17 protein-coding genes and 4 pseudogenes are annotated in these 17,942 nt (G+C 63.4%); 9 read left to right on the plus strand and 12 right to left on the minus strand.

Annotation, left to right across the window (positions count from 1 at the left end):
- Positions 1-3 precede the first annotated feature (3 nt).
- Positions 4-156 (plus strand): annotated as a pseudogene (locus AC1DYD_RS10690) (DUF1016 N-terminal domain-containing protein); the annotation flags it as partial.
- 811 nt (positions 157-967) lie between these two features.
- Here AC1DYD_RS10690 and AC1DYD_RS10695 read toward each other — a convergent pair.
- Together AC1DYD_RS10695 and AC1DYD_RS10700 are read right to left on the minus strand one after the other, a co-directional pair.
- Positions 968-1,081, minus strand: a pseudogene (locus AC1DYD_RS10695) (ATP-binding protein); the annotation flags it as partial.
- 1 nt (position 1,082) lies between these two features.
- Positions 1,083-1,544: pseudogene (locus tag AC1DYD_RS10700) on the minus strand (IS21 family transposase); the annotation flags it as partial.
- A gap of 126 nt (positions 1,545-1,670) precedes the next feature.
- Here AC1DYD_RS10700 and AC1DYD_RS10705 point away from each other — a divergent pair.
- Positions 1,671-1,919 (plus strand): annotated as a pseudogene (locus tag AC1DYD_RS10705) (methyltransferase type 11); the annotation flags it as partial.
- Positions 1,920-2,062: 143 nt separating this feature from the next.
- On the opposite strand, the gene AC1DYD_RS10710 reads toward AC1DYD_RS10705, so the two are convergent.
- The 5 genes from AC1DYD_RS10710 to AC1DYD_RS10730 form a co-directional block, all read right to left on the minus strand.
- Positions 2,063-2,263 (minus strand): hypothetical protein, encoded by a 201-nt coding sequence (locus tag AC1DYD_RS10710; protein WP_478172710.1) that lies wholly within the window; start codon positions 2,261-2,263, stop codon positions 2,063-2,065.
- 30 nt (positions 2,264-2,293) lie between these two features.
- The gene (locus AC1DYD_RS10715) at positions 2,294-2,764 is read right to left on the minus strand and encodes a hypothetical protein (RefSeq protein ID WP_478172711.1); all 471 of its coding nucleotides are present in this window, start codon (positions 2,762-2,764) and stop codon (positions 2,294-2,296) included.
- Between the two features lie 37 nt (positions 2,765-2,801).
- Positions 2,802-3,230 carry a hypothetical protein gene (locus tag AC1DYD_RS10720; protein WP_478172712.1) on the minus strand — a complete coding sequence of 143 codons (429 nt, stop codon included), beginning with the start codon at positions 3,228-3,230 and terminating at the stop codon, positions 2,802-2,804.
- 164 nt (positions 3,231-3,394) lie between these two features.
- Positions 3,395-4,396: a dienelactone hydrolase family protein gene (locus AC1DYD_RS10725; RefSeq protein ID WP_478172713.1), complete on the minus strand. Its 1,002-nt coding sequence runs from the start codon at positions 4,394-4,396 to the stop codon at positions 3,395-3,397.
- Positions 4,393-6,354, minus strand: coding sequence for a winged helix-turn-helix domain-containing protein (locus AC1DYD_RS10730; protein WP_478172714.1), 1,962 nt, complete (start codon positions 6,352-6,354; stop codon positions 4,393-4,395). The genes AC1DYD_RS10725 and AC1DYD_RS10730 overlap by 4 nt, the downstream gene beginning before the upstream one ends.
- Before the next feature lie 331 nt (positions 6,355-6,685).
- Between AC1DYD_RS10730 and AC1DYD_RS10735 the strand changes: the two genes are divergently transcribed.
- Positions 6,686-7,306 (plus strand): YdeI/OmpD-associated family protein, encoded by a 621-nt coding sequence (locus AC1DYD_RS10735; protein WP_478172715.1) that lies wholly within the window; start codon positions 6,686-6,688, stop codon positions 7,304-7,306.
- Between the two features lie 208 nt (positions 7,307-7,514).
- On the opposite strand, the gene AC1DYD_RS10740 is transcribed toward AC1DYD_RS10735, so the two are convergent.
- Positions 7,515-7,634 carry a hypothetical protein gene (locus AC1DYD_RS10740; RefSeq protein WP_478172808.1) on the minus strand — a complete coding sequence of 40 codons (120 nt, stop codon included), beginning with the start codon at positions 7,632-7,634 and terminating at the stop codon, positions 7,515-7,517.
- Positions 7,635-7,871: 237 nt separating this feature from the next.
- On the opposite strand from AC1DYD_RS10740, the gene AC1DYD_RS10745 reads away from it, so the two are divergent.
- The 3 genes from AC1DYD_RS10745 to AC1DYD_RS10755 are packed head-to-tail and all read left to right on the plus strand — an operon-like array spanning position 7,872 to position 9,296.
- A complete protein-coding gene (locus AC1DYD_RS10745) occupies positions 7,872-8,234 on the plus strand; it encodes an ArsR/SmtB family transcription factor (RefSeq protein WP_478172716.1) in 363 nt (120 codons plus the stop codon).
- Positions 8,206-8,691 carry an SRPBCC family protein gene (locus AC1DYD_RS10750; RefSeq protein ID WP_478172717.1) on the plus strand — a complete coding sequence of 162 codons (486 nt, stop codon included), beginning with the start codon at positions 8,206-8,208 and terminating at the stop codon, positions 8,689-8,691. The genes AC1DYD_RS10745 and AC1DYD_RS10750 overlap by 29 nt, the downstream gene beginning before the upstream one ends.
- Positions 8,688-9,296 (plus strand): glutathione S-transferase family protein, encoded by a 609-nt coding sequence (locus tag AC1DYD_RS10755; RefSeq protein ID WP_478172718.1) that lies wholly within the window; start codon positions 8,688-8,690, stop codon positions 9,294-9,296. Before AC1DYD_RS10750 ends, AC1DYD_RS10755 begins: the two co-directional genes overlap by 4 nt.
- A gap of 96 nt (positions 9,297-9,392) precedes the next feature.
- Here the strand turns inward: AC1DYD_RS10755 and AC1DYD_RS10760 are convergent, their stop codons facing one another.
- Positions 9,393-9,932, minus strand: a complete 540-nt coding sequence (locus tag AC1DYD_RS10760; RefSeq protein ID WP_478172719.1) for a cysteine hydrolase family protein — start codon at positions 9,930-9,932, stop codon at positions 9,393-9,395.
- Positions 9,933-10,225: 293 nt separating this feature from the next.
- On the opposite strand from AC1DYD_RS10760, the gene AC1DYD_RS10765 reads away from it, so the two are divergent.
- The 3 genes from AC1DYD_RS10765 (at position 10,226) to AC1DYD_RS10775 (ending at position 13,422) form a co-directional block, all read left to right on the plus strand.
- Positions 10,226-11,674: an IS1182 family transposase gene (locus tag AC1DYD_RS10765; RefSeq protein WP_478172720.1), complete on the plus strand. Its 1,449-nt coding sequence runs from the start codon at positions 10,226-10,228 to the stop codon at positions 11,672-11,674.
- A 417-nt stretch (positions 11,675-12,091) separates the two neighbouring features.
- Positions 12,092-12,601: a hypothetical protein gene (locus AC1DYD_RS10770; RefSeq protein WP_478172721.1), complete on the plus strand. Its 510-nt coding sequence runs from the start codon at positions 12,092-12,094 to the stop codon at positions 12,599-12,601.
- Between the two features lie 176 nt (positions 12,602-12,777).
- Positions 12,778-13,422: a cysteine hydrolase family protein gene (locus AC1DYD_RS10775; protein ID WP_478172722.1), complete on the plus strand. Its 645-nt coding sequence runs from the start codon at positions 12,778-12,780 to the stop codon at positions 13,420-13,422.
- Positions 13,423-13,495: 73 nt separating this feature from the next.
- Here AC1DYD_RS10775 and AC1DYD_RS10780 read toward each other — a convergent pair whose 3' ends face one another.
- The 3 genes from AC1DYD_RS10780 to AC1DYD_RS10790 all read right to left on the minus strand — a co-directional run bounded on the left by AC1DYD_RS10780 (position 13,496) and on the right by AC1DYD_RS10790 (position 17,940).
- Positions 13,496-14,689, minus strand: a complete 1,194-nt coding sequence (locus tag AC1DYD_RS10780; protein WP_478172723.1) for a multidrug effflux MFS transporter — start codon at positions 14,687-14,689, stop codon at positions 13,496-13,498.
- Positions 14,690-14,866: 177 nt separating this feature from the next.
- Complete coding sequence (locus AC1DYD_RS10785; protein WP_478172724.1) at positions 14,867-16,210, minus strand: MFS transporter; 1,344 nt, start codon at positions 16,208-16,210, stop codon at positions 14,867-14,869.
- 101 nt (positions 16,211-16,311) lie between these two features.
- Positions 16,312-17,940: a 3-(methylthio)propionyl-CoA ligase gene (locus AC1DYD_RS10790; RefSeq protein WP_478172725.1), complete on the minus strand. Its 1,629-nt coding sequence runs from the start codon at positions 17,938-17,940 to the stop codon at positions 16,312-16,314.
- Between the last annotated feature and the right edge of the window lie 2 nt (positions 17,941-17,942).

The following is a 17,942-nucleotide window of genomic DNA, read 5'->3' on the forward strand; positions in this document are numbered from 1 at the left end:
TCGCTGTACAGGCAGATCGGCCGCGACATCCTGGAGCGGCAGGCGCGCGAGGGCTGGGGCGCCAAGGTGATCGAGCGGCTGGCACACGAGCTGCGCACGGCCTTTCCGGACATGAGGGGCTTTTCGCCGCGAGGCCTCCAGTACAAGCGCTCGGTGTTGGCCTCCGACCAGTTCAAGTCGACTGGGGAGGTCGCACAGGTGTTCGGCCTCGGGGAGGCCGCAGTTCGGCGTCGAGTGCGCGATGGCAAACTGCTGGCCCTTCAGCTTCAGCAGAACGACGACTATCGAATTCCTGTCTGGGCGCTGGGCATCGGTGCAGACGCGACGAAGGCGCTGCTGTCCGTGGTCGCCGATCCGTGGGAGCGCTTCTGGACCAAAGCCATGCGCGACGGGAATGCCCGCTTCTGGCTGCCGGCAAGCGCGCCAAGAACCATCGAACCGTGGGTATGGACGCCGGCGGGGCGCCAAAGGCGACCCGGGCGTGAAGAAGGCTCTCCAAGTCAGGCGTCGCTTTTTCGGCGGCGACCGAACAGCATGGCCGCGAGCGGAATTGTGGTCAGCACACCAACGGCCACCAGCGTCCATCCGATGTTTTTGCGTTGCTCTTCACTGAGCTTGTCGGCAATCAACAGGCCGACTCCCGCCCCCAAGGCGCCGCGGGTCCCAGCCAATAAGGCGAGCTCGGGCAAATGAACTTCAGTTGTGAACACGGCAGAACTCCTTTCGTGCCAGGAAGCTGGCCTTAAGTTTGCGCTGGAGGTGCCCGTCTTGTATTCGTCAGCGCGCCGATTCCTCCAGGCGCTATCAAGCGGGCGCACCTTCGGAAAACGGCCCAGCTCAGCATGGACGCCGACAATTCCTACGGCCTGGGTCCTGACGCCGTTTCGTGTGGCGCCCGGATGGCCACTTCAAATTCCCCCGACTGTGGCCGCTCAAACTCCTCCAGGCAGGGACGTCGAATTATTGATCAGTCGTGGTCAGTGTTGAGGGCTAATCTGGCGGCGGCCTCCTTGAGTCGATAGCTCTTGCCCTCGAACTCGAGCATGACGGCGCGGTGCATGAGTCGGTCGAGGATGGTGGTGCCCGGGCATGCGGGTGGGCGCGCCCTCGCCATAGTCGACTTGCATCTCCTCGCCGGGCAGGAATTCCAGGCGATCGAATTGCTCGGGCTGGCGCTGGCGAAGTCGCGCGACGAAGCGCTTGACAGAGCCGTACGCGCCGGCGAGGCCGAATTGGTCGACGAGGTCCTGGTAGATGGCCACGGCATTGCGCCGCAGACGCAGCTGCGCCTCGATGAACGATCGGTGTGGCTCGCATGCCGACGCCGCGCCGGTTGCCGACGCCGGTGGCCGGGGTGGGGGAATTTGCGTCACCGACCCGGTGGCCACCCCGGGGGAATTCGGTGCGGCCGCGGCGAAGCGCTTCTGGTAGGCGCGAATCGTCTTGCGATCGATCGCGGTGACGCGCTCGATCTCTCGTTGACTGGCCCCGGCGGCCAGCAGGGTCCAGATGGTCGTTTGCAGATGCGGCTTCAAGACGTTCACTCCAAGGCCCCCCTGTGATGAGGGGGCCAAAGTAACGTCCCGCCAGGTCCGGGTCAGCGCACCATCGCGCAGCCAGGGGTGGAGGAATTTAGGTGGCCATCAGTGGGGGAGTTTGGGTGGCCACCGGGGAGGTATCAAGGCGTAGAGGTCAGCGAGTACCTGTGCGGTCGCTACGGCTGGGAGCGTGGCTCGGTGGTGGACTACCAGGCTCACGAGCCATTTGACTTCGTCATCTGCCAGGGCGTGCTGGCCTACCTGGGTCCAGTCGACCTGAAGCGTGCCCTACGCAACCTCGGGACCCTGAGCCATGGCGCGCTCTACTTGGAGCCCGTGACGCTTGAGGACTACGAGAATGGCATCCTGGACGAAGACCTCATCTCGCTGGAATGCGCAGTGAAGTGACCAGTCACTGGAGGGTAGCGGCCGGCCGCCGTCGGTCGCCCTTGCACTTGGCCTGCGCGGCCACGTTGACTGCTCCGTCGCCCTAGGGTCGTTGACCAGCTTGGCTGGCCCCCGCATCAGCACATCGCCGGAGATTGCACGCAGTTCACTTGCTGGGCCTGCGTGGTGCACGACTCGGTCGGCGTGCTGCCATCCTTTTGCACGCCGTCGATCGGTGTCGGCGGGTCGCCACCGCCGCCACCGCAGCATTGGAGCGGCATCAAGGCCATTGCTGCGAGACGGACGACCGCAACCATCCGGTAAGGGATAGTGATCATGGTGCGTGCTCCGCATGCGTTGCAGCAAAGTCAGTGCCGCTCGTCGTGGCCCTTCTGCGGCCAGACCCGGGTGAGGGTTCCCTGGAACACATTGCTGGGAGGAGCCATCAAGAGGGTCCATCCCTTGTCGCCGTCCGGAGCCATGTAGACCTTGTGGGTCGGTCCGTTCGCGAAAGTGATCGTGCCCGAGCAACTCCCGTCATCGAATCCATAGCTCGCGGCGCCGCCGGTGCTGAACGCGAGGGGATTGCCGTTCACGGCGACCGCGGCATGGGGAGAGACGGCGGAGCCTTCGCCGTTGAAGTCGATTTGCTCGATGAGGGCCTTTGGCTGAGCCACACCCGCAACGATCACAAAGCCGCTCGCTGCCAGCACGTACGAACCATTCAAGGTCCGCAAGCTGCATTGCTGCGGGTCAGCGTTGCCATCTTGCGCCAGGCCGGGCGCCGACCAGGCCATTGCGCATATTGCCAATGCGGCAGCAGTCCATGTTTTTTTCATGTTCATCTCCGGGTGAACGGGTTGAAGGGCGATGCCCTTATTTGCCCGCGTTCACGGTGGCGGGATTGGAAAGGGTCGAGGGCGGCACCGTGCTGTTGAACTTGGATCCGCTCGCCACGTTCTGGTCGGGCGCAGATGCGGTTTCTTTCGCCCCTGCAGCTACGGCCGCCGGGTCCGCCGCCCCGTTGAATTCGCCGAAGCCCCGCGTGCCGGCGGAGCCGTTCTGGTCAGGTGCATTGGCCGTATTGACGGCTTCCTGACGCACTTTTTCAGGATCGACGGTCGACGTGAACGGACCGAAGCCGCGCGTTCCGGCCGCGCCGTTCTGGTCCGGAGCGTGCGCCGCCGCGATGGCCTCGGCCTGCACCTCCGCGCTGCTTCTTCCGGCGGGTGCGTTCTGGGCGTGCAGGCCGCTGCTGGCGAGCACGAGGATGGAAGTACCAACAAGGTAGGACAGTGTTTTCATGGCGATAGCCTTTGCTGGGTCAAGACATCGGGCCATGCAAGAGCGCCTGGTTGCCGACCCGCTCAAGGTATGTGTGCCGGCCCGATGCGCCACGTGCGCGCGCCGATCAGGCGGCGAGGATTGGCCGATCGATGACGATGATTCGACGAATCGAATCGTCGCGGCTAGTTCCGGAAGTTGGCGTCCAGGAACTCGATCAGGTCGAGCGTGACGTTGGCCTTGCGCGTGGGATTGGTCCACCCCGATCCGCCGTGCTGGATGCAGGACTTCCGCATCTCCATGATCAACGAGCCCGAGTCGTTTTCCGCGAAGATCTTGCCGTTGTAGGTCGATCGCCCGTCTGGCTCGACCGACACGTAGCAGTTCACGAAGGTTTCCATCAACGGATCGCGAATCATCCGATTCATCACGGGGTGCCCGTCGAAGCCATTCGCCGCACCGCTGTAGATCTTGACGACGACCTTGCCGCCTGCCGCCTCGTACTCGTTCGCCAGCTTTTCACAGGACTTGACGCCGGTGATGTCATCCCTTTCTGCGAGCGCCATGAATATCCTCGCGCCTGCTCGGGGTTCACGCGGGTGAAAGAGGCATCCCGCAGTGACGGCAATTGCCAGCGCAAAGCGCTCCTTTTCGTCATGAAGGAACGTTCGGTCGGCAGCAAGGAGCGCGATCGTTCCACCGCGCCCGGTCCCCATGATGGCCACTCGGTCGGGCGGATAGCCAAGCGAAATCAGGTATTTCCGCGCGGCGAAGGCGTCCTGCGTTTGTGCAAAGGTGCTGAGTTGCGTGTTGTCCGCTTGCGTGCTCGCGATGCCGCGCGGGCCATAGGTGTCGATGGCCAGCGCGGCATACCCGGCCGAGCTCAGCGATCGGGCGTAGTGGCCCTCCCGGGCGTCGCTCCATCCGCTCGGCGAATTGACAATGACCACGGCACCCAGAGGCTTGCCCGCTGGCTTGAAGAGAATGGCCGGGATCAAGAGATCTGCCGGGCCTGCTTGGCGAGATCGGAAATTCACCGTCTCTCCGCCTTTGGGCGTGGCCTCGATGTCGCGAGCAAACACCATCGACGGAAAGGACCCCGGGATAAGCGGCAAATGTGGCTGCGCGTGTGCAGCGACGGCGAAAAGCGCCGCGCCAAGCACTGCGATCGCTCGAGTTTTTTTCATTTGCCGCCCTCCGGAAGCCCCGCCTTTCGAAGGCCGTCAACCAGCCTCGCGCGCTGTGCGAGAAAGGTCGGGTCGCTCGACGGGTAAGTGAGAACGACGTAGGCAATGTTGCTCAGGGGCAGCATCTGACGGTGGCTGGCCATGTTGGCCGCGGCGGCGGCATCCCTGCCGTGCAGCGCATCGATCGCGGCGAGCATGAGGTAGGGCTTTCCGTTGTTCGGAAACTCCGCAGACCATTTCTTCAGGATTTCGTAGGCCTCGTCGTCGCGCCCCTGCGCAAACGCGGCATCGGCCCGGATTTGGTTGAGGGACTGCTGCCGCCGCGTCTGATAGGGCCGCAGGTCGGTGACTTTGTCGATGTGCTGCTGGGCCTCGGCGAAGCGACTCTGCCTGATGAGCGCGTTCGCCAGCCGCAGGTGCCCGTTCTGGAAGTCGGGGCTGATGTCCAGTGTCTTTCGCCATACCCAGAAGGCTTCGTCGGGCCGGCCTCTGAGCATCAGCATCTCCGCCCACGACCCAAGGTTCTGCGGATTGTCCGGCCCCAGGTCAAGCGCGCGCCGGAGCACCTTCTCGGCGACGTCCAACTCATCACGGGGCGATTCGCTCTGGAGGGAGTAGAACTCCATCAAGTGCACCGCCCCCAGGCCAATGGACGCCTCGACCGAGCTCGGATCGACGTTTGCCGCGAACTCGAACCGTTGGCGGGCTCGCTCGAAATCTCCTTTGGTGGTCCCCTGATCCAGGTCGCGCATGCCCAGCGCTATGGCGTCCACCGGGTCCTTGTCGTGGCCCGGGAGCCTGGCGCGCGCGGTTTCAATCTCGTAATACCGTGCTCCGAGTGCAGTCGCCACCTCTCGACCGTAGTTGGAGCGCATGGCCTCATCCTCACTCTTGAACTCGGCGTCGTGCAATCGGTAGACCGCGCCGGAGACGATCTCCGTCAGAAAGGTGTCCACCCGGATCGAGTCGCCGTCGCGTGCCACCCGTCCTCCCAGCACGAATCGGACACCCTGCTCCCGGCCGATGTGCTCGAACTCGGGCGTCGCCGGGTCCTGATGAACGGTTGCCGCGCGGCCGATCACCCGCGCACCCGTGCGCACGAGGCGGGCGCCGATCGCGTCGGCCATGTCATCGCCCAGCGTTGACCCCGCTGCCTTGCCGCGCTTGTCGTTGAAAGCAAGAACTGCGATGGCGCGCCGGTTCATGATTTCCTCGTCGATGTTCATTGATGGCGTTGCGTTCCGATACCAGGCAGCGCCGCCTGCCAGGAGAAGGGCTAGCGTCAGAACGCCGACACCCGACCACCACCACCATCGAGGGCGGGTTGTACGGGCCGGATTGCGCGTTTCTTGGTCAACGGATGGCGGCTGGACGGGCGTCACCCGCGCATCGAACATGTATCCGCGCCGCGGCAGGGTCTTGATGATCTGTTGGTCCTTGTCGCCCAACGCGTTCCGCAGGTCCTTGACGCACTGGACGAGCGAGTCGTCGGTGACGACCACGGCGCCCCAGAGCGCCGGGATCAACTCGTCTTTGCCGAGGACGCGACCTTCATGCGAAAGAAAATAGCGCAGAAGCGCAAGAGACTTGGGCGACAGCGGAACGAACACATCGCCCTTGCGAAGCTCTTGCCTCGCCGGCTCGAAAACGAAGCCGGCGAACGACACCACGCGCTCGCCATCGGACGCTACCCCGGACGGCTCGTGCGTGGCTGAGGCCGGATTCAATTGCTCACCCCTCCACCTCATCGGCATGAAGACTCGGCCATTCGTGCGCGGCCGCTGGAGTGCATTCTGTTCTCTTTTTGTCGCTCCGCGCGGGCTGGCGGCGTTGCACTGCCGATGGTCGGGCGACCTTTCAACGATGGGAGCGCGACTTTTCGGCGAACCGTCCTGCCGGGCGTCGTCGCCACTCATCGACGCGCGGATCTCCATACCATCAACGACGCTCGTCGGCATACACCGCCTGTTCCAAAGCAGTCGCCTGGTTGCGCCACTACGCGCTGGCCTGCTGCTACGGCCCCCACGCGTCGAATGTTTCGCACATTTCGGACCTCTACAGCTACGAGAGAAATCGAGATATGAATGCTGCGCAGTCCGGTTTGGAGCAGAGGGGAGCAGCCGGTGTGGGCCCGAAGCCCTCCGGCTGCGACCGGCTACAGTCGGCCAACAGCGGTCAGTCGCAAAGATCCGCTTTCGGGAAAGCTGTGGTCTTCCACATCGTGGATGTTCACTCATCCCGTTCTGGTCGCGGACGGAAAATGCGAGACCGAACTCTCGAAGCGATGACATGCCCGGCACGAAATCCGATACCGCTGCGACCCTCTTCAAGTCCGCGAAGGCCTTCGACGCGTGGCTGAAAAAGCACCACGCCACGTCGGACGGGCTGTGGTTGAAGATTGCGAAGAAAGACGCCAGCGAGCCGAGTGTTACCTACTCCGAGGCCGTCGAGATCGCGCTGTGCTGGGGCTGGATAGACGGCCAGAAGAAAGGGCTCGACGACCAGCACTTCCTGCAACGCTTCACGCCGCGGCGCGCACGCAGCATCTGGTCCAAGATCAATGTGGACAAGGTCGCCGCGCTGATCGAGGCCGGACGCATCCAGCCCGCGGGGCAGGCCCAGATCGACGCCGCGAAGACTGACGGCCGCTGGGGCAAGGCCTACGACAGCGCGCGCACCTCCAGCGTGCCGGACGACCTGCAGGCCGCGCTGGAGGCAAGCCCCAAGGCGAAGGACTTCTTCGCGACGATCAGTGCGTCCAACCGCTACGCTGTGCTATGGCGCGTGCAGACGGCGGTCAAGCCGGAGACGCGTGCAAGGCGTATCGCCAAGCTGGTGGAGATGCTCGGGCATGGTGAGGTCGTGCACATCTTCAGGCCCAAGGCAGCCAAGGCCAAGGCCTCAGACTAAAGATCACGCGCAGTCCTGCTTGCCGTAGCACACCGATGTGGCGCCCTGCGAGGGTATTTTCGACTTCCGCTTCGGGCAACCCGATTACGGTTTGAAAACGTCAAGCGGGAGCGGGACGGCGGGGTCGCTCTCTCTGTTTTCCCCAGTGTGGAACCTCTTTGAGCCCAACATGCGGAATCTCGACCAGAGCGCCGACGTTGGCGGATAGCTACGGCCGCGCCAGATGCCACGTCCCGGCACGGAAGCCGTCGCCTGTTCGGTCGCCAGGCTTGCCGTATAGCGGCCTGCCCATGTATGCCCACTGCTTCTTGCCATCCTCACGGACTATGACGAAATCCTCCGCAACCTTGGTCGACCAAGCTTAAACGAAACGGGAAGGAGGACGAGGCGGGACTTCCGCTCATGGCCGCATTGGATGACTGCAATTGTTCGACCGCTGTCACTTCCTCGCCTCCATGGTCTTCACCTTCCGAACGCACCCGGGCGTTGCCGAAGGTCTCACGAGGCAAACCATTGACGCGCGTGCCCTTCTAGGATAATCTACGCGTTATATAACAAGTTGGTTATGCAAGAACAAGCACTTACCGCGGCGTTCGCAGCACTGGCGGACCCCACCCGCAGGGCAATCCTTTCGCGCCTTGCTCTGGGCGAAGCCAATGTGACGGAGCTCGTCAGACCTTTCAAGCTAAGCCAGCCCGCGGTTTCGAGGCATCTCAAGGTCCTGGAGGAGGCGGGGCTGATAACGCGCGGAAGAGTTGCGCAGTCGCGTCCGTGCCGCCTCGCCCCCGAGCCGCTCAAGCAGATGGCCGATTGGCTGGACGGCTACAGGGAGTTCTGGGACCAGAGCTTTGGGCGCCTCGATGAATATTTGGACGAACTTCAGCAACAGGAGAATCTAGATGCACCTCACACAGCGAAGCGCCGCTGACACAAGTTCCGAGAGGGAACTGTCACTGACGCGCACATTCAAGGCCCCGCGTAGCCTGGTGTTCAAGGCCTGGACCGAGCCCGCGCACTTGGCGCGCTGGTCCGGGCCGCAGGGATTCACGACTCCGCACCACGAGATGGACCTCCGCGTTGGAGGCGCGTATCGCGCTTGTTTGCGTGCGCCGGACGGCGTGGACCACTGGGTCAAGGGCGTCTATCGCGAAATCAGAGCGCCTGAGCGTCTTGTAATGACGCATTGTTGGACCGACGCATCAGGTAACCCCGCCGGGCCGGAGACCCTCATAACCGTGACGCTGACGGAGAGCGATGGCCAGACGCTGATGAATTTCCACCAAACGCTCTTCGAGACCTCCGCATCACGCGATGGGCATTCACAAGGTTGGTCGCAAAGCTTCGACCGGCTCGTCAACTACCTGGCCGAGGGGGTGACGCCATGAGGCTGTACTACAGCGAGACCATGAACCCGAGAAAAGCGTGCGCTGCTGCTCGATACCTTAACTCCCCAGTTGAGTTCGTTCGAGTGGACCTCCAAGCAGGTGAGCACAAGAAGGCGGATTTCTTGAGGCTCAATCCGAATGGGCGCGTCCCTGTGTTGCAGGACGGACAAACGACGCTGTGGGAGGCCAACGCGATAATGTGCCACCTGTCGGACGAGGCGGGCGGGGACTTCTGGCCGCATGACAAACGGCAAATCGACGTGCTTCGATGGTTTAGCTGGGACGCTCAGCACTTTACGCGCCACGCCGGAACTCTCTACTTTGAGAACCACATCAAGCCGGCCATTGGGCTGGGGGGTCCCGACACGGCTGCAGTCGAATTCGCCACCTGTCATTTCCGAGACGCGGCCGCAGTCCTTGATGCCCATTTGGCCCAGAACAGCTACTTGGTAGGGGGCGCGCTGACCGTGGCGGACTTTGCAACTGCCGTGACGTTGCCTTACGCCAAGCAGATTCATCTTCCACTTGACGAGTTTCCGGCTGTTCAGCGGTGGCACGCACGGCTGAACGAGCTGCCAGCCTGGCGCGAACCCTTTCCTCACTGACCTCCGACCTAGTCCCCGTCGGAAGGGCAGCGGGCGCCCCTGAAATCCGTTATCGCTTCGAGGTTCGTTCGTCCGCCGAGGCTGTCCGGCCGAATACTAAGCTTCAACGCGCAAATCTTCGGTTGAAACGACCAGAACCCTCGGCCCGAAGCTGCTGATGTTGGCGAGCGTTTCGTTGTGATGCCGAATCACCTGGGGTGCGGATAGGTGCCGATTGCCTTCGCTGGTATGCGCGTCACCAACCAGGGTGACAGGAAATCCCAGCGCGAGCGCCCTGCGCGTGGTGGTGTCGACGCAGAACTCCGTATGCATTCCGCAAACCACAAGGTCCGTGACCGAGTGCTTCTTGAGCACCTGCTCCAACTCCGTGCGATGGAAGGAATCAGGCGTCGTCTTGCGCATGCGTATGTCCGTTGCCTCAACATGAAGGCCGCGGGCAAGCTGCCATGCATCCGTTCCGAACTCGAGGTAATCAGACTTCGATTCGTGCTGGATGAAGACAACCACGCCGCTGGCGGCACGGGCTTTCGCCGACACCTGGTTGATTCGACCGATAACCTGCTGCGACTCGAAGGCCTCATGCTCGCCTTCGCAAAGGCCCTGCTGGACGTCAATAACAAGTAGTGCTGTGGTCATGGTTGGCGTGCATCACATAGGGCAGTTTGCTGCGAACGGAGCGCGGCGGCGAACGGCTGGTTTTGGCCCCGCATCCTGCCACAGCAACTGCCGCGACCGCATGGGCCAGGCCGGGCTGCACATTGCTGCGAATGAAACCTCATCAAAATTGTGGAGGAGCCGGCTCAACGTCGGCTATCGGGCGAATTGAGCGCGGGCGACGAACGACGGGTTCTGGCCGAGCCTGTGTGAAAACGCTTCGTTGATCGTCTCACTCAAAATAAAATCTGCCAACCCGTCAGAGCGAGGTGGCCATGAAGCGATTCATCGAGGGCGAAGACCGACAGCAGGTGACTTTTCTTCCCGAATGCCTTGATGACTATATCGGTGAGGACAACCCGGTGCGAGTCGTCGACGTCTTCGTCGAGGAACTCGACCTTCAAGCATTGGGCTTCGAAGGTGTAGAGCCAGCGGCGACCGGCCGCCCTTCGTATCACCCGGCGGTGCTTCTCAAGCTCTACATCTACGGCTACCTCAACCGCATCCAGTCCAGCCGCCGCCTGGAGCGCGAGGCGCAGCGCAACGTCGAGCTGATGTGGCTCACCGGCCGTCTGACGCCGGACTTCAAGACCATCGCCGATTTCCGCCACGACAACGGTCCCGGCATCCGCAACGTCTGCAAGCGCTTCGTCGGCATGTGCCGAGAACTCAAGCTGTTCTCGCACGCCATCGTGGCCATCGATGGCAGCAAGTTCAAGGCCGTCAACAGTCGAGACCGAAACTTCACCGCCGGCAAGATCGAGGCGCGCCAGCGGCAGATCGAACAAAGCATCCAACGCTACCTCGATGCCATGGAGACGGCGGATCGCACCCAGCCGGCCGAGGTCGAGGCCAAGACCGAGCGGTTGACGGAGAAGATCAAGAAGCTGCGCGAGCAGATGCGGGAACTGGACCGGACCAAAGAGCAACTGAAGCACGAGGCCGACGGCCAGCGCTCGACCACTGATCCCGATGCGCGCTCGATGAACTCGCAGGCCAAGGGCACTGGCTTGGTGGGCTACAACGTCCAGGCAGCCGTCGATGCCAGGCACCACCTGATCGTGGCGCACGAGGTCACGAACGTCGGCAGCGACCGCTCGCAACTGAGCAAGATGGCGCTGGATGCGCGCGAGGCGATGGGCAAGGCCAAGCTGCAGGCCTTGGCCGATCGAGGGTACTTCAATGGGACGGAGCTCAAGGCCTGCGAGGACGCGGGCATCACGACCTACGTGCCCAAGCCGATGACCTCGAACGCGAAGGCCGAGGGGCGCTTCGACAAGAGCGACTTCATCTATATCGCGAAGGATGACCAGTATCAGTGCCCAGCGGGGGAGCGGGCCATCTTCAGATTCGGCACGATCGAGAGAAATGGCCTGAACGCGCGCCTCTACTGGACCAGCGCTTGCCCCAGGTGTCCCATGAAGGAGCAGTGCACGCCCAGCGACTACCGACGTATCCGTCGATGGGAGCACGAGGCGGTGCTCGAGCGCGTCCAGCAACGTCTTGATCGCAAACCTGTCGCGATGACGCTGCGAAGGTGCACCGTGGAGCACGTGTTCGGCACGCTCAAGTACTGGATGGGTTCAACCCATTTCCTCATGAAGACACTGCCGCACGTGAACACGGAAATGAGCCTGCACGTGCTGGCTTACAACCTGAAGCGCATGATCGCGATCCTGGGTATGAGTCAAACGATGAAGGCAATCAGGCTGCTGGGGGCGTGAGCCTCTTCAATGGCCGTTGCAACGCTCTCGGCGACTCAGACGCGTGCCAAGTCGCCCGTTTCTGCGACGAGACCACTGGATGACTTCGTGACGCCGATGATGGCCTCGCGATCGCTAATTCGGCATACTTACTCGCACCGAAGCTGTTTCCACACGACCTCGGCCGACTGTAGCCTGTCGTCGCCGGGGAGCTTCGGGCCCTCAGCCGTCACCAACGGATTGCCCGCAGGCGCTCTCGAGTGCCATCGCATTCAGCCGAAAAGCACCGGACCTTCCGACCTTCCGCGCCGCCTCAAGCAACTTGCTCCGTCAAGTGTTGAGCACGCTTGCGCCAGGGTCGTCACAGGCTTGAGGCGTCTTGAAAGATTCCTGAAAAACGTTTGAAATTCGGCGACCCTCAACTCCAGGAGTCGGCTCATGACCAAGCCCTGTGCCCGCTATACATTCACCCGCGTGAGCGTATCGGTCGCTGCAACGATGCTGTTGATCCACGGCAATGCTTTCGCCGCAGACGAGGGCACTCAAAAAAGCGCGCCGGTGCCGGAGGCCATCATCGGTGTTTGGGATTCGACGGCGACAGTCAGAGACTGCAATACCGGCGCCGCGCTTGCCAGCTTCAAGGGATTGTCCATGTTCAACATCGGAGGCACGGCTTCATATGGAAGTAATTCCCCTCCTGGCTTGACAAGCGCTTCAATGGGAACCTGGAAGCGCGAGTCCGGCCAGACCTACACCATTACGCTGGTGTTCTATCGCTTCAACCCTGACGGCACGCTCGTCGGCATGCAGAAGTCAAAGGGAACGCGCACCTTGTCTGCGGATGAAAACAGTTTCACAGGCGCGGTAAATGGTCAGATCACCGACGCCGCCGGAAACGTGCTTGCGCATACCTGCCTCACAGATACCGGCTCGCGCGTTAGTTGGTAGCCGCTGCGGCGGGAGCTCGCCGCGTCTAGGGCGGCGGTCAGTCTCTGGAACTCCTGCAGGTGCGCAGAAAACGTGCAAGACTCGGAGCCGAGGTGGCCGAAGGGAGACCAGAGCGTGTTGCATGCATGCAATGGATGACCCTCGGTGGCCTGCCAGCTTGTCCCAGGAGAAACGCGATGGAAAAAGCATTCGGTCTCACCATCCCGCGCACGCTCGACGATGTCTGCAATCCCAGGGACATGGCTCTGCTCGTGTACGACATGCAAGTCGGGATCGTCAGCCAGGTGTCGGACGGCGCCGCTCTCACTGCGCGCGTGCATGACGTGTTGACCGTCGCGCGCGAAGCCGGGATGCGCGTGTGCTTCACGCGGCACCTGTCCTTGCCGCGCGCGTTTATGGGTTCGTTCCAGTATCGGATGGCGATGAGCTGGCAACGTCTCGACAGCCCCGACGACGTGCAGCCATGGTTCCTGCGCGACTCGCCAGGGTTCCAGATCGTCCCTGAGCTCGCGCCGCTTCAAAGCGAGCCCATCTTCGACAAGATTGCGATGTCCGCGTTCGAAGGAACGCCGTTGTCCTTTGCGCTGCGTGACTGTGGCATCCGCGCGATCGCGATCGTCGGCCTTGCCATGGAAATCGGCATCGAGCCTACCGCCCGACACGCTGCAGATCTCGGCTTCATTCCCGTGATCGTCGCCGATGCGTGCGGGCACGGGAACGAGGACGCCGCGCGTGGCTCTGTCAAGCTGTTGGAGTTCGCCGGGGACGCGATCCTCACCGAGGCGAATATCTTGCGACGCTCCCTCGCTCTACGCCGCTGATCGTGCGCTTCTGTGAGTGACACCGAAGAGCACATCAGCCGGGCACGTCTCACATGTCGTCAACGTGTGCGCATCAGACCCGGATGGCGCCTGCCTCTTGCGCCTTGTGCGCCTTGTGCGTGGCGTAGCGTTGCCACAGCAGCAATGTCATGCCGATGCAGGTGAGTGCGGCACAGCCCAGGGCCAGGTGCCACAGGGAATCCCATAGCAAGGGTGCGAGCAGCCCCGCCGTCACCGCCATCATGCCGTATTGAAGGAACATCTGGCAGGAAGCGGCCAGCCCGGCATTGTCAGGAAAAGGATGCAGCGCATGGCCCACGAGCAGCGGCATGGACACGGCTGTCACAAAGGCGCAGGCCGCAACCGGCAGCAGATGGATCAGCCCGGGCGGCACCGTCGCGGCCAGCGCGGTGTTGAGCACGTTGACGACGACAAATCCCGCATAGGCCAGGTACAGGGTGCGTTGCGTGCCCCAGCGTTGCACCAGCCGCGGCAGGCACAGAAAGCCAGCAATCAGCCCCGCCATCATGGGGGTGAAGACCAGGTAGACGTCGGTGGGGGACCGCCCCAGCAAATGCGTCAAGAGCTGCGGGGCCGCCGCCACATAGAGAAACATGGCCGCCCAGTTGCAGGAGTGCGCCACGGTCAGGCGCATGAACCAGGGTGAACCCAGCACGAAGCGGTAGTTGTGCCACAGCTTGTCCAGCCGTATGGCTTGGCGTCGTGCGGGGGGCAGGGTTTCAGGCAGCTTGCGCGCATAGACCAGCAGCATGATGACGCCCGCCGCGCTGAGAAACGCAAACAGCGCACGCCAGCCCCACATCCAGGTCAGCCAGCCCCCGAGCATTGGCAGGATGATGGTGCCGGCCGATTGCACCAGGGTGGTGTGGGCAATCATCTTTTGTGCGACCTCGCCGCTGTGCAGGTCGCGTATGACAGCGCGGCACAGGATGTGGCCCAGGCCTACGACCAGACCTTGCACGGCGCGAAGAATCCACAGGTGCTCGATGCGGGTGGCCAGCAGGCTCAGCAGCGAGGTCAGCACCAGCACGGCCAGCCCGATGAACAGTGGCTTGCGCCGTCCCCAGGCGTCCGAGAGCACGCCATGCCACAGGCACATGAAGGCACTGGCCACAAAGTACAGCGAGACGGTTTGCTGTACGGCGGCGGCCGAAGTGCCCAGGTCCTCCTGCATGGACTTGATTCCCGGAAACAGCATGTCCGACCACAGGATGTTCAGCGTGCCCAAGCTGCCCAGCAGCAGCATGATTTGAAAGTAGGAGCGGCGCGCCAGCGGGTTTGCGCTGCCAGGTGTGGACGGAGAGGGCATCGGTGGCTCTGGTTGGTGTGCTGTATCGCGGTCGGCACGTCGCCGGCACAGGGTCTGGATGGGCTTGCCGATCCGACTCGCTGCCGATGCCGTGCTCGATCGTCTTCGGCGTCTTCAAACTGCAAGTCGCGCGTCTGGCAGGCTTGGCTCGTCGACCAGCGGGCTTGCGGCCCGCCCGGCATCGCGCTCGTAGGTGCGGGAACCGATCACCAGCAGCCAGGCGGCAGCGATCCCGAACAGCGGTGTCACCGCCAATGCCGTCTGCAGGCCGAAGGCGTCGGACAGCACGCCCCCAATGAGCGGCCCCATCGCCATGCCGAACAGGTTCTGGAGCAAGCCGAGGATCGAGGCACCCGTGGCACGGAAACCCGGGTGAACGACGTTCATGACAATGGCAGCCGAAGGGCCGGCGGTACAGGTCGCAAAGAAGCCGCCGAGGGCAAACAACGCGAACTGCGCCTGGTTGGAGAGTTGCACGCCCAGCAACGGCAGTCCGAACGCGGCGCCAAGGATGGCTGACGAGATCAGGCACAGCACGCCCATCGAAAGCACCCGGGCGCGCGGGTGCCGCTTTCCGGCCATGTCGCACACGACGCCCCAGACCACGCTGCCCAGCGCGCCGCACAGCACGACCAGCGCGGCGTGCACGCCTGCCTGTGCAGGCGCGACCCCATGCACACGGTTCAGGAAACTCGGCAGCCAGGCCCACATCGCCGACAGCACGATGAGTTGCACGGCGCTCCCGATGCCCACCCACAGCAGCGTCGGCGACCGCTTCATTGCCCCGAAGGCCGCACGGAGGACGCCGGCAGACTGGCGCGCAACGCCCGCGGATGGCGTACCCAGGTCGACCGTGTGGTAGTCGCGCACCTTGATGTAGAGCAGACTCACTGCGAGCCCGGGAATGCCGACCACGCCGAACGCCGCCTGCCAACCCCAGCGCGCCGCGATGACGCCACCGAGCGCGACGCCGAGCACGGAGCCCACGGAGGCGGCCGCCATGAAGCTGCCCATCAGCGCGCTGCGCATCCGGTCGGGGAAGTGGGTCGCAATCAGTGCGGCGCCCACCGCACCGTAGCCGGCCTCTCCGACACCGACCACGGCGCGCGCCGCCAGGAGCGTGCTGTAGTTGCGCGTGAACATGCACGAGATCGAGGCGATGCTCCACACGGTTGCCATCGTCACGATGCTTTTAACGCGGCTCACGCGGTCGGCAACGAGCGACACCGGAAGGGCGCAGGCGGCGAGGACGATCGAGAGGGCCGAGACCAGGGCGCCGAGCTGCTTGTCCGAGAGGCCCCAATCCGCCTTCATGTACGGGAACAGCGAGACGATGACCTGGCGATCGATGTAGTCGAAGAGCATCAGGCCGATGGTCATCGCAAAGGCGAACCACGCCTGGCGCGGCCCGAAGAGGTAGCCGTCGTTCGGTTTCGAACCGGCAGTTGGGATGTTCATGTTTGTCTCCTACGTTATAAAAATTCATGCATCGGCGACCAGGCTGCCCAAGGCACCGTCGCAAGGACGGCAACCGAGGGCATGGTGGGCACCTGCCGGACTCAGGCGGTCGGCAGCCGGTAGTCCCGGAACGTCTCGCGCAGCCGGTTCTTCAGCATCTTTCCCGTGGCGCCCAGTGGAATGCTGTCGACGAACGCCACGTCGTCCGGCGTCCACCACTTGGCGATCCGGCCGTCGAAGAAGGCGATAAGCTCGTCGCGCGTCACCTCGGCGCCCGGCTTCCTTGCCACCACCAGCAGCGGGCGCTCGTCCCACTTCGGGTGGGCGACACCGATGCACGCGGCCATCGCCACCGCCGGGTGGGCCATCGCGATGTTCTCGAGGTCGATCGAGCCGATCCACTCGCCGCCGGACTTGATGACATCCTTGCTGCGGTCGGTGATCTGCATGAAGCCGTCGGCATCGATCGTCGCGACGTCGCCCGTCGGGAACCAGCCATCGACCAGTGGATTACCGCCTTCGCCCTTGTAGTAGCTGGAGATGACCCAGGGACCGCGCACCATGAGCTCGCCCGAAGTCTGGCCGTCGCGCGGGAGTTCGCCGCCGTGCTCATCGGCAATCTTCATGTCGATGCCGTACAGCGAGCGCCCCTGCTTCGCCTGCAGCGCCCGGCGCTGCGCCGCGTCCAGGCCCGCATGCTTGCCCTTGAGCTTGCCCAGCGCGCCCATCGGGCTCAGCTCGGTCATGCCCCAGGCATGGATCACCTGGACGCCGTACTTGTCCTCGAAGGCATCCATCATGGCCGGCGGACAGGTCGACCCGCCGATCACGGTGCGCTTCATGGTGCTGAAATTCAGGTTGTTGGCTTCGACATGCGCCAGCAAACCCTGCCAGACGGTCGGCACGCCTGCCGACAGGGTCACGCCTTCGGCTTCGAACAGCTCGTGCAGCGACTTGCCATCCATCCATGGGCCGGGGAACACGAGCTTGGCGCCCACCATGCAAGCCACATAGGGCAGGCCCCAGGCATTGACGTGGAACATCGGCACGACCGGCAGGATCGTGTCGCGCGACGAGCAGTCGAGCGAATCCGGCAATGCGCTGGCATAGGTGTGCAGCACCGTGGACCGGTGGCTGTACAGCGCGCCCTTGGGCTTGCCGGTGGTGCCCGACGTGTAGCACAGCGACGAGGCGGTGTTTTCGTCGAACACCGGCCACGCGAATTCCGGGGAATGCGCGTCGATCAGGTCCTCGTAGCAGAGCAGGTTGGGGATCGTCGACGCCACCGGCATGAAGTCCCGGCTGGTCATGGCAACGAATGCCTTGATGCTTTTCATGCGCGGGGCGATCGTCTCGACCAGCGGCAGGAAGGTCAGGTCGAAGAACAGGACCTGGTCTTCGGCATGGTCGGCGATCCACACGACCTGGTCCGGATGCAACCGGGGATTGAGCGTGTGCAGCACGGCGCCGGATCCCGACACCGCGTAGTACAGCTCCATGTGGCGGTAGCCGTTCCATGCGAGCGTCGCGACGCGATCGCCGAAGCGGATGCCGTTGGCGGCCAGCGCGTTGGCCATGCGGCGCGCTCGCCGGGCGAGGTCGCCGTAGGTCTGGCGATGCAGGTCGCCTTCGACGCGGCGCGAGACGATTTCCTGGTCGCCATGGTGGCGCTCCGCATGATCGAGGAGCGTCGAGATCAGCAGCGGCTGCTGCATCATGTTTGCATTCATGG

The organism is Variovorax sp. P4_B11 (assembly GCF_056402355.1).

Excerpts from the sequence above, each read along its gene's own strand:
- AC1DYD_RS10715 (WP_478172711.1), bottom strand. The coding sequence starts at position 2,764 with ATGAAAAAAACATGGACTGCTGCCGCATTGGCAATATGCGCAATGGCC.
- AC1DYD_RS10730 (WP_478172714.1), bottom strand. The coding sequence starts at position 6,354 with ATGCCGACGAGCGTCGTTGATGGTATGGAGATCCGCGCGTCGATGAGT.
- AC1DYD_RS10760 (WP_478172719.1), bottom strand. The coding sequence starts at position 9,932 with ATGACCACAGCACTACTTGTTATTGACGTCCAGCAGGGCCTTTGCGAA.
- AC1DYD_RS10775 (WP_478172722.1), top strand. The coding sequence starts at position 12,778 with ATGGAAAAAGCATTCGGTCTCACCATCCCGCGCACGCTCGACGATGTC.
- AC1DYD_RS10785 (WP_478172724.1), bottom strand. The coding sequence starts at position 16,210 with ATGAACATCCCAACTGCCGGTTCGAAACCGAACGACGGCTACCTCTTC.
- AC1DYD_RS10780 (WP_478172723.1), bottom strand. The coding sequence starts at position 14,689 with ATGCTGCTGCTGGGCAGCTTGGGCACGCTGAACATCCTGTGGTCGGAC.
- AC1DYD_RS10755 (WP_478172718.1), top strand. The coding sequence starts at position 8,688 with ATGAGGCTGTACTACAGCGAGACCATGAACCCGAGAAAAGCGTGCGCT.
- AC1DYD_RS10720 (WP_478172712.1), bottom strand. The coding sequence starts at position 3,230 with ATGAAAACACTGTCCTACCTTGTTGGTACTTCCATCCTCGTGCTCGCC.
- AC1DYD_RS10710 (WP_478172710.1), bottom strand. The coding sequence starts at position 2,263 with ATGATCACTATCCCTTACCGGATGGTTGCGGTCGTCCGTCTCGCAGCA.
- AC1DYD_RS10770 (WP_478172721.1), top strand. The coding sequence starts at position 12,092 with ATGACCAAGCCCTGTGCCCGCTATACATTCACCCGCGTGAGCGTATCG.
- AC1DYD_RS10790 (WP_478172725.1), bottom strand. The coding sequence starts at position 17,940 with ATGAATGCAAACATGATGCAGCAGCCGCTGCTGATCTCGACGCTCCTC.
- AC1DYD_RS10725 (WP_478172713.1), bottom strand. The coding sequence starts at position 4,396 with ATGAAAAAAACTCGAGCGATCGCAGTGCTTGGCGCGGCGCTTTTCGCC.
- AC1DYD_RS10745 (WP_478172716.1), top strand. The coding sequence starts at position 7,872 with ATGCAAGAACAAGCACTTACCGCGGCGTTCGCAGCACTGGCGGACCCC.
- AC1DYD_RS10735 (WP_478172715.1), top strand. The coding sequence starts at position 6,686 with ATGCCCGGCACGAAATCCGATACCGCTGCGACCCTCTTCAAGTCCGCG.
- AC1DYD_RS10765 (WP_478172720.1), top strand. The coding sequence starts at position 10,226 with ATGAAGCGATTCATCGAGGGCGAAGACCGACAGCAGGTGACTTTTCTT.
- AC1DYD_RS10750 (WP_478172717.1), top strand. The coding sequence starts at position 8,206 with ATGCACCTCACACAGCGAAGCGCCGCTGACACAAGTTCCGAGAGGGAA.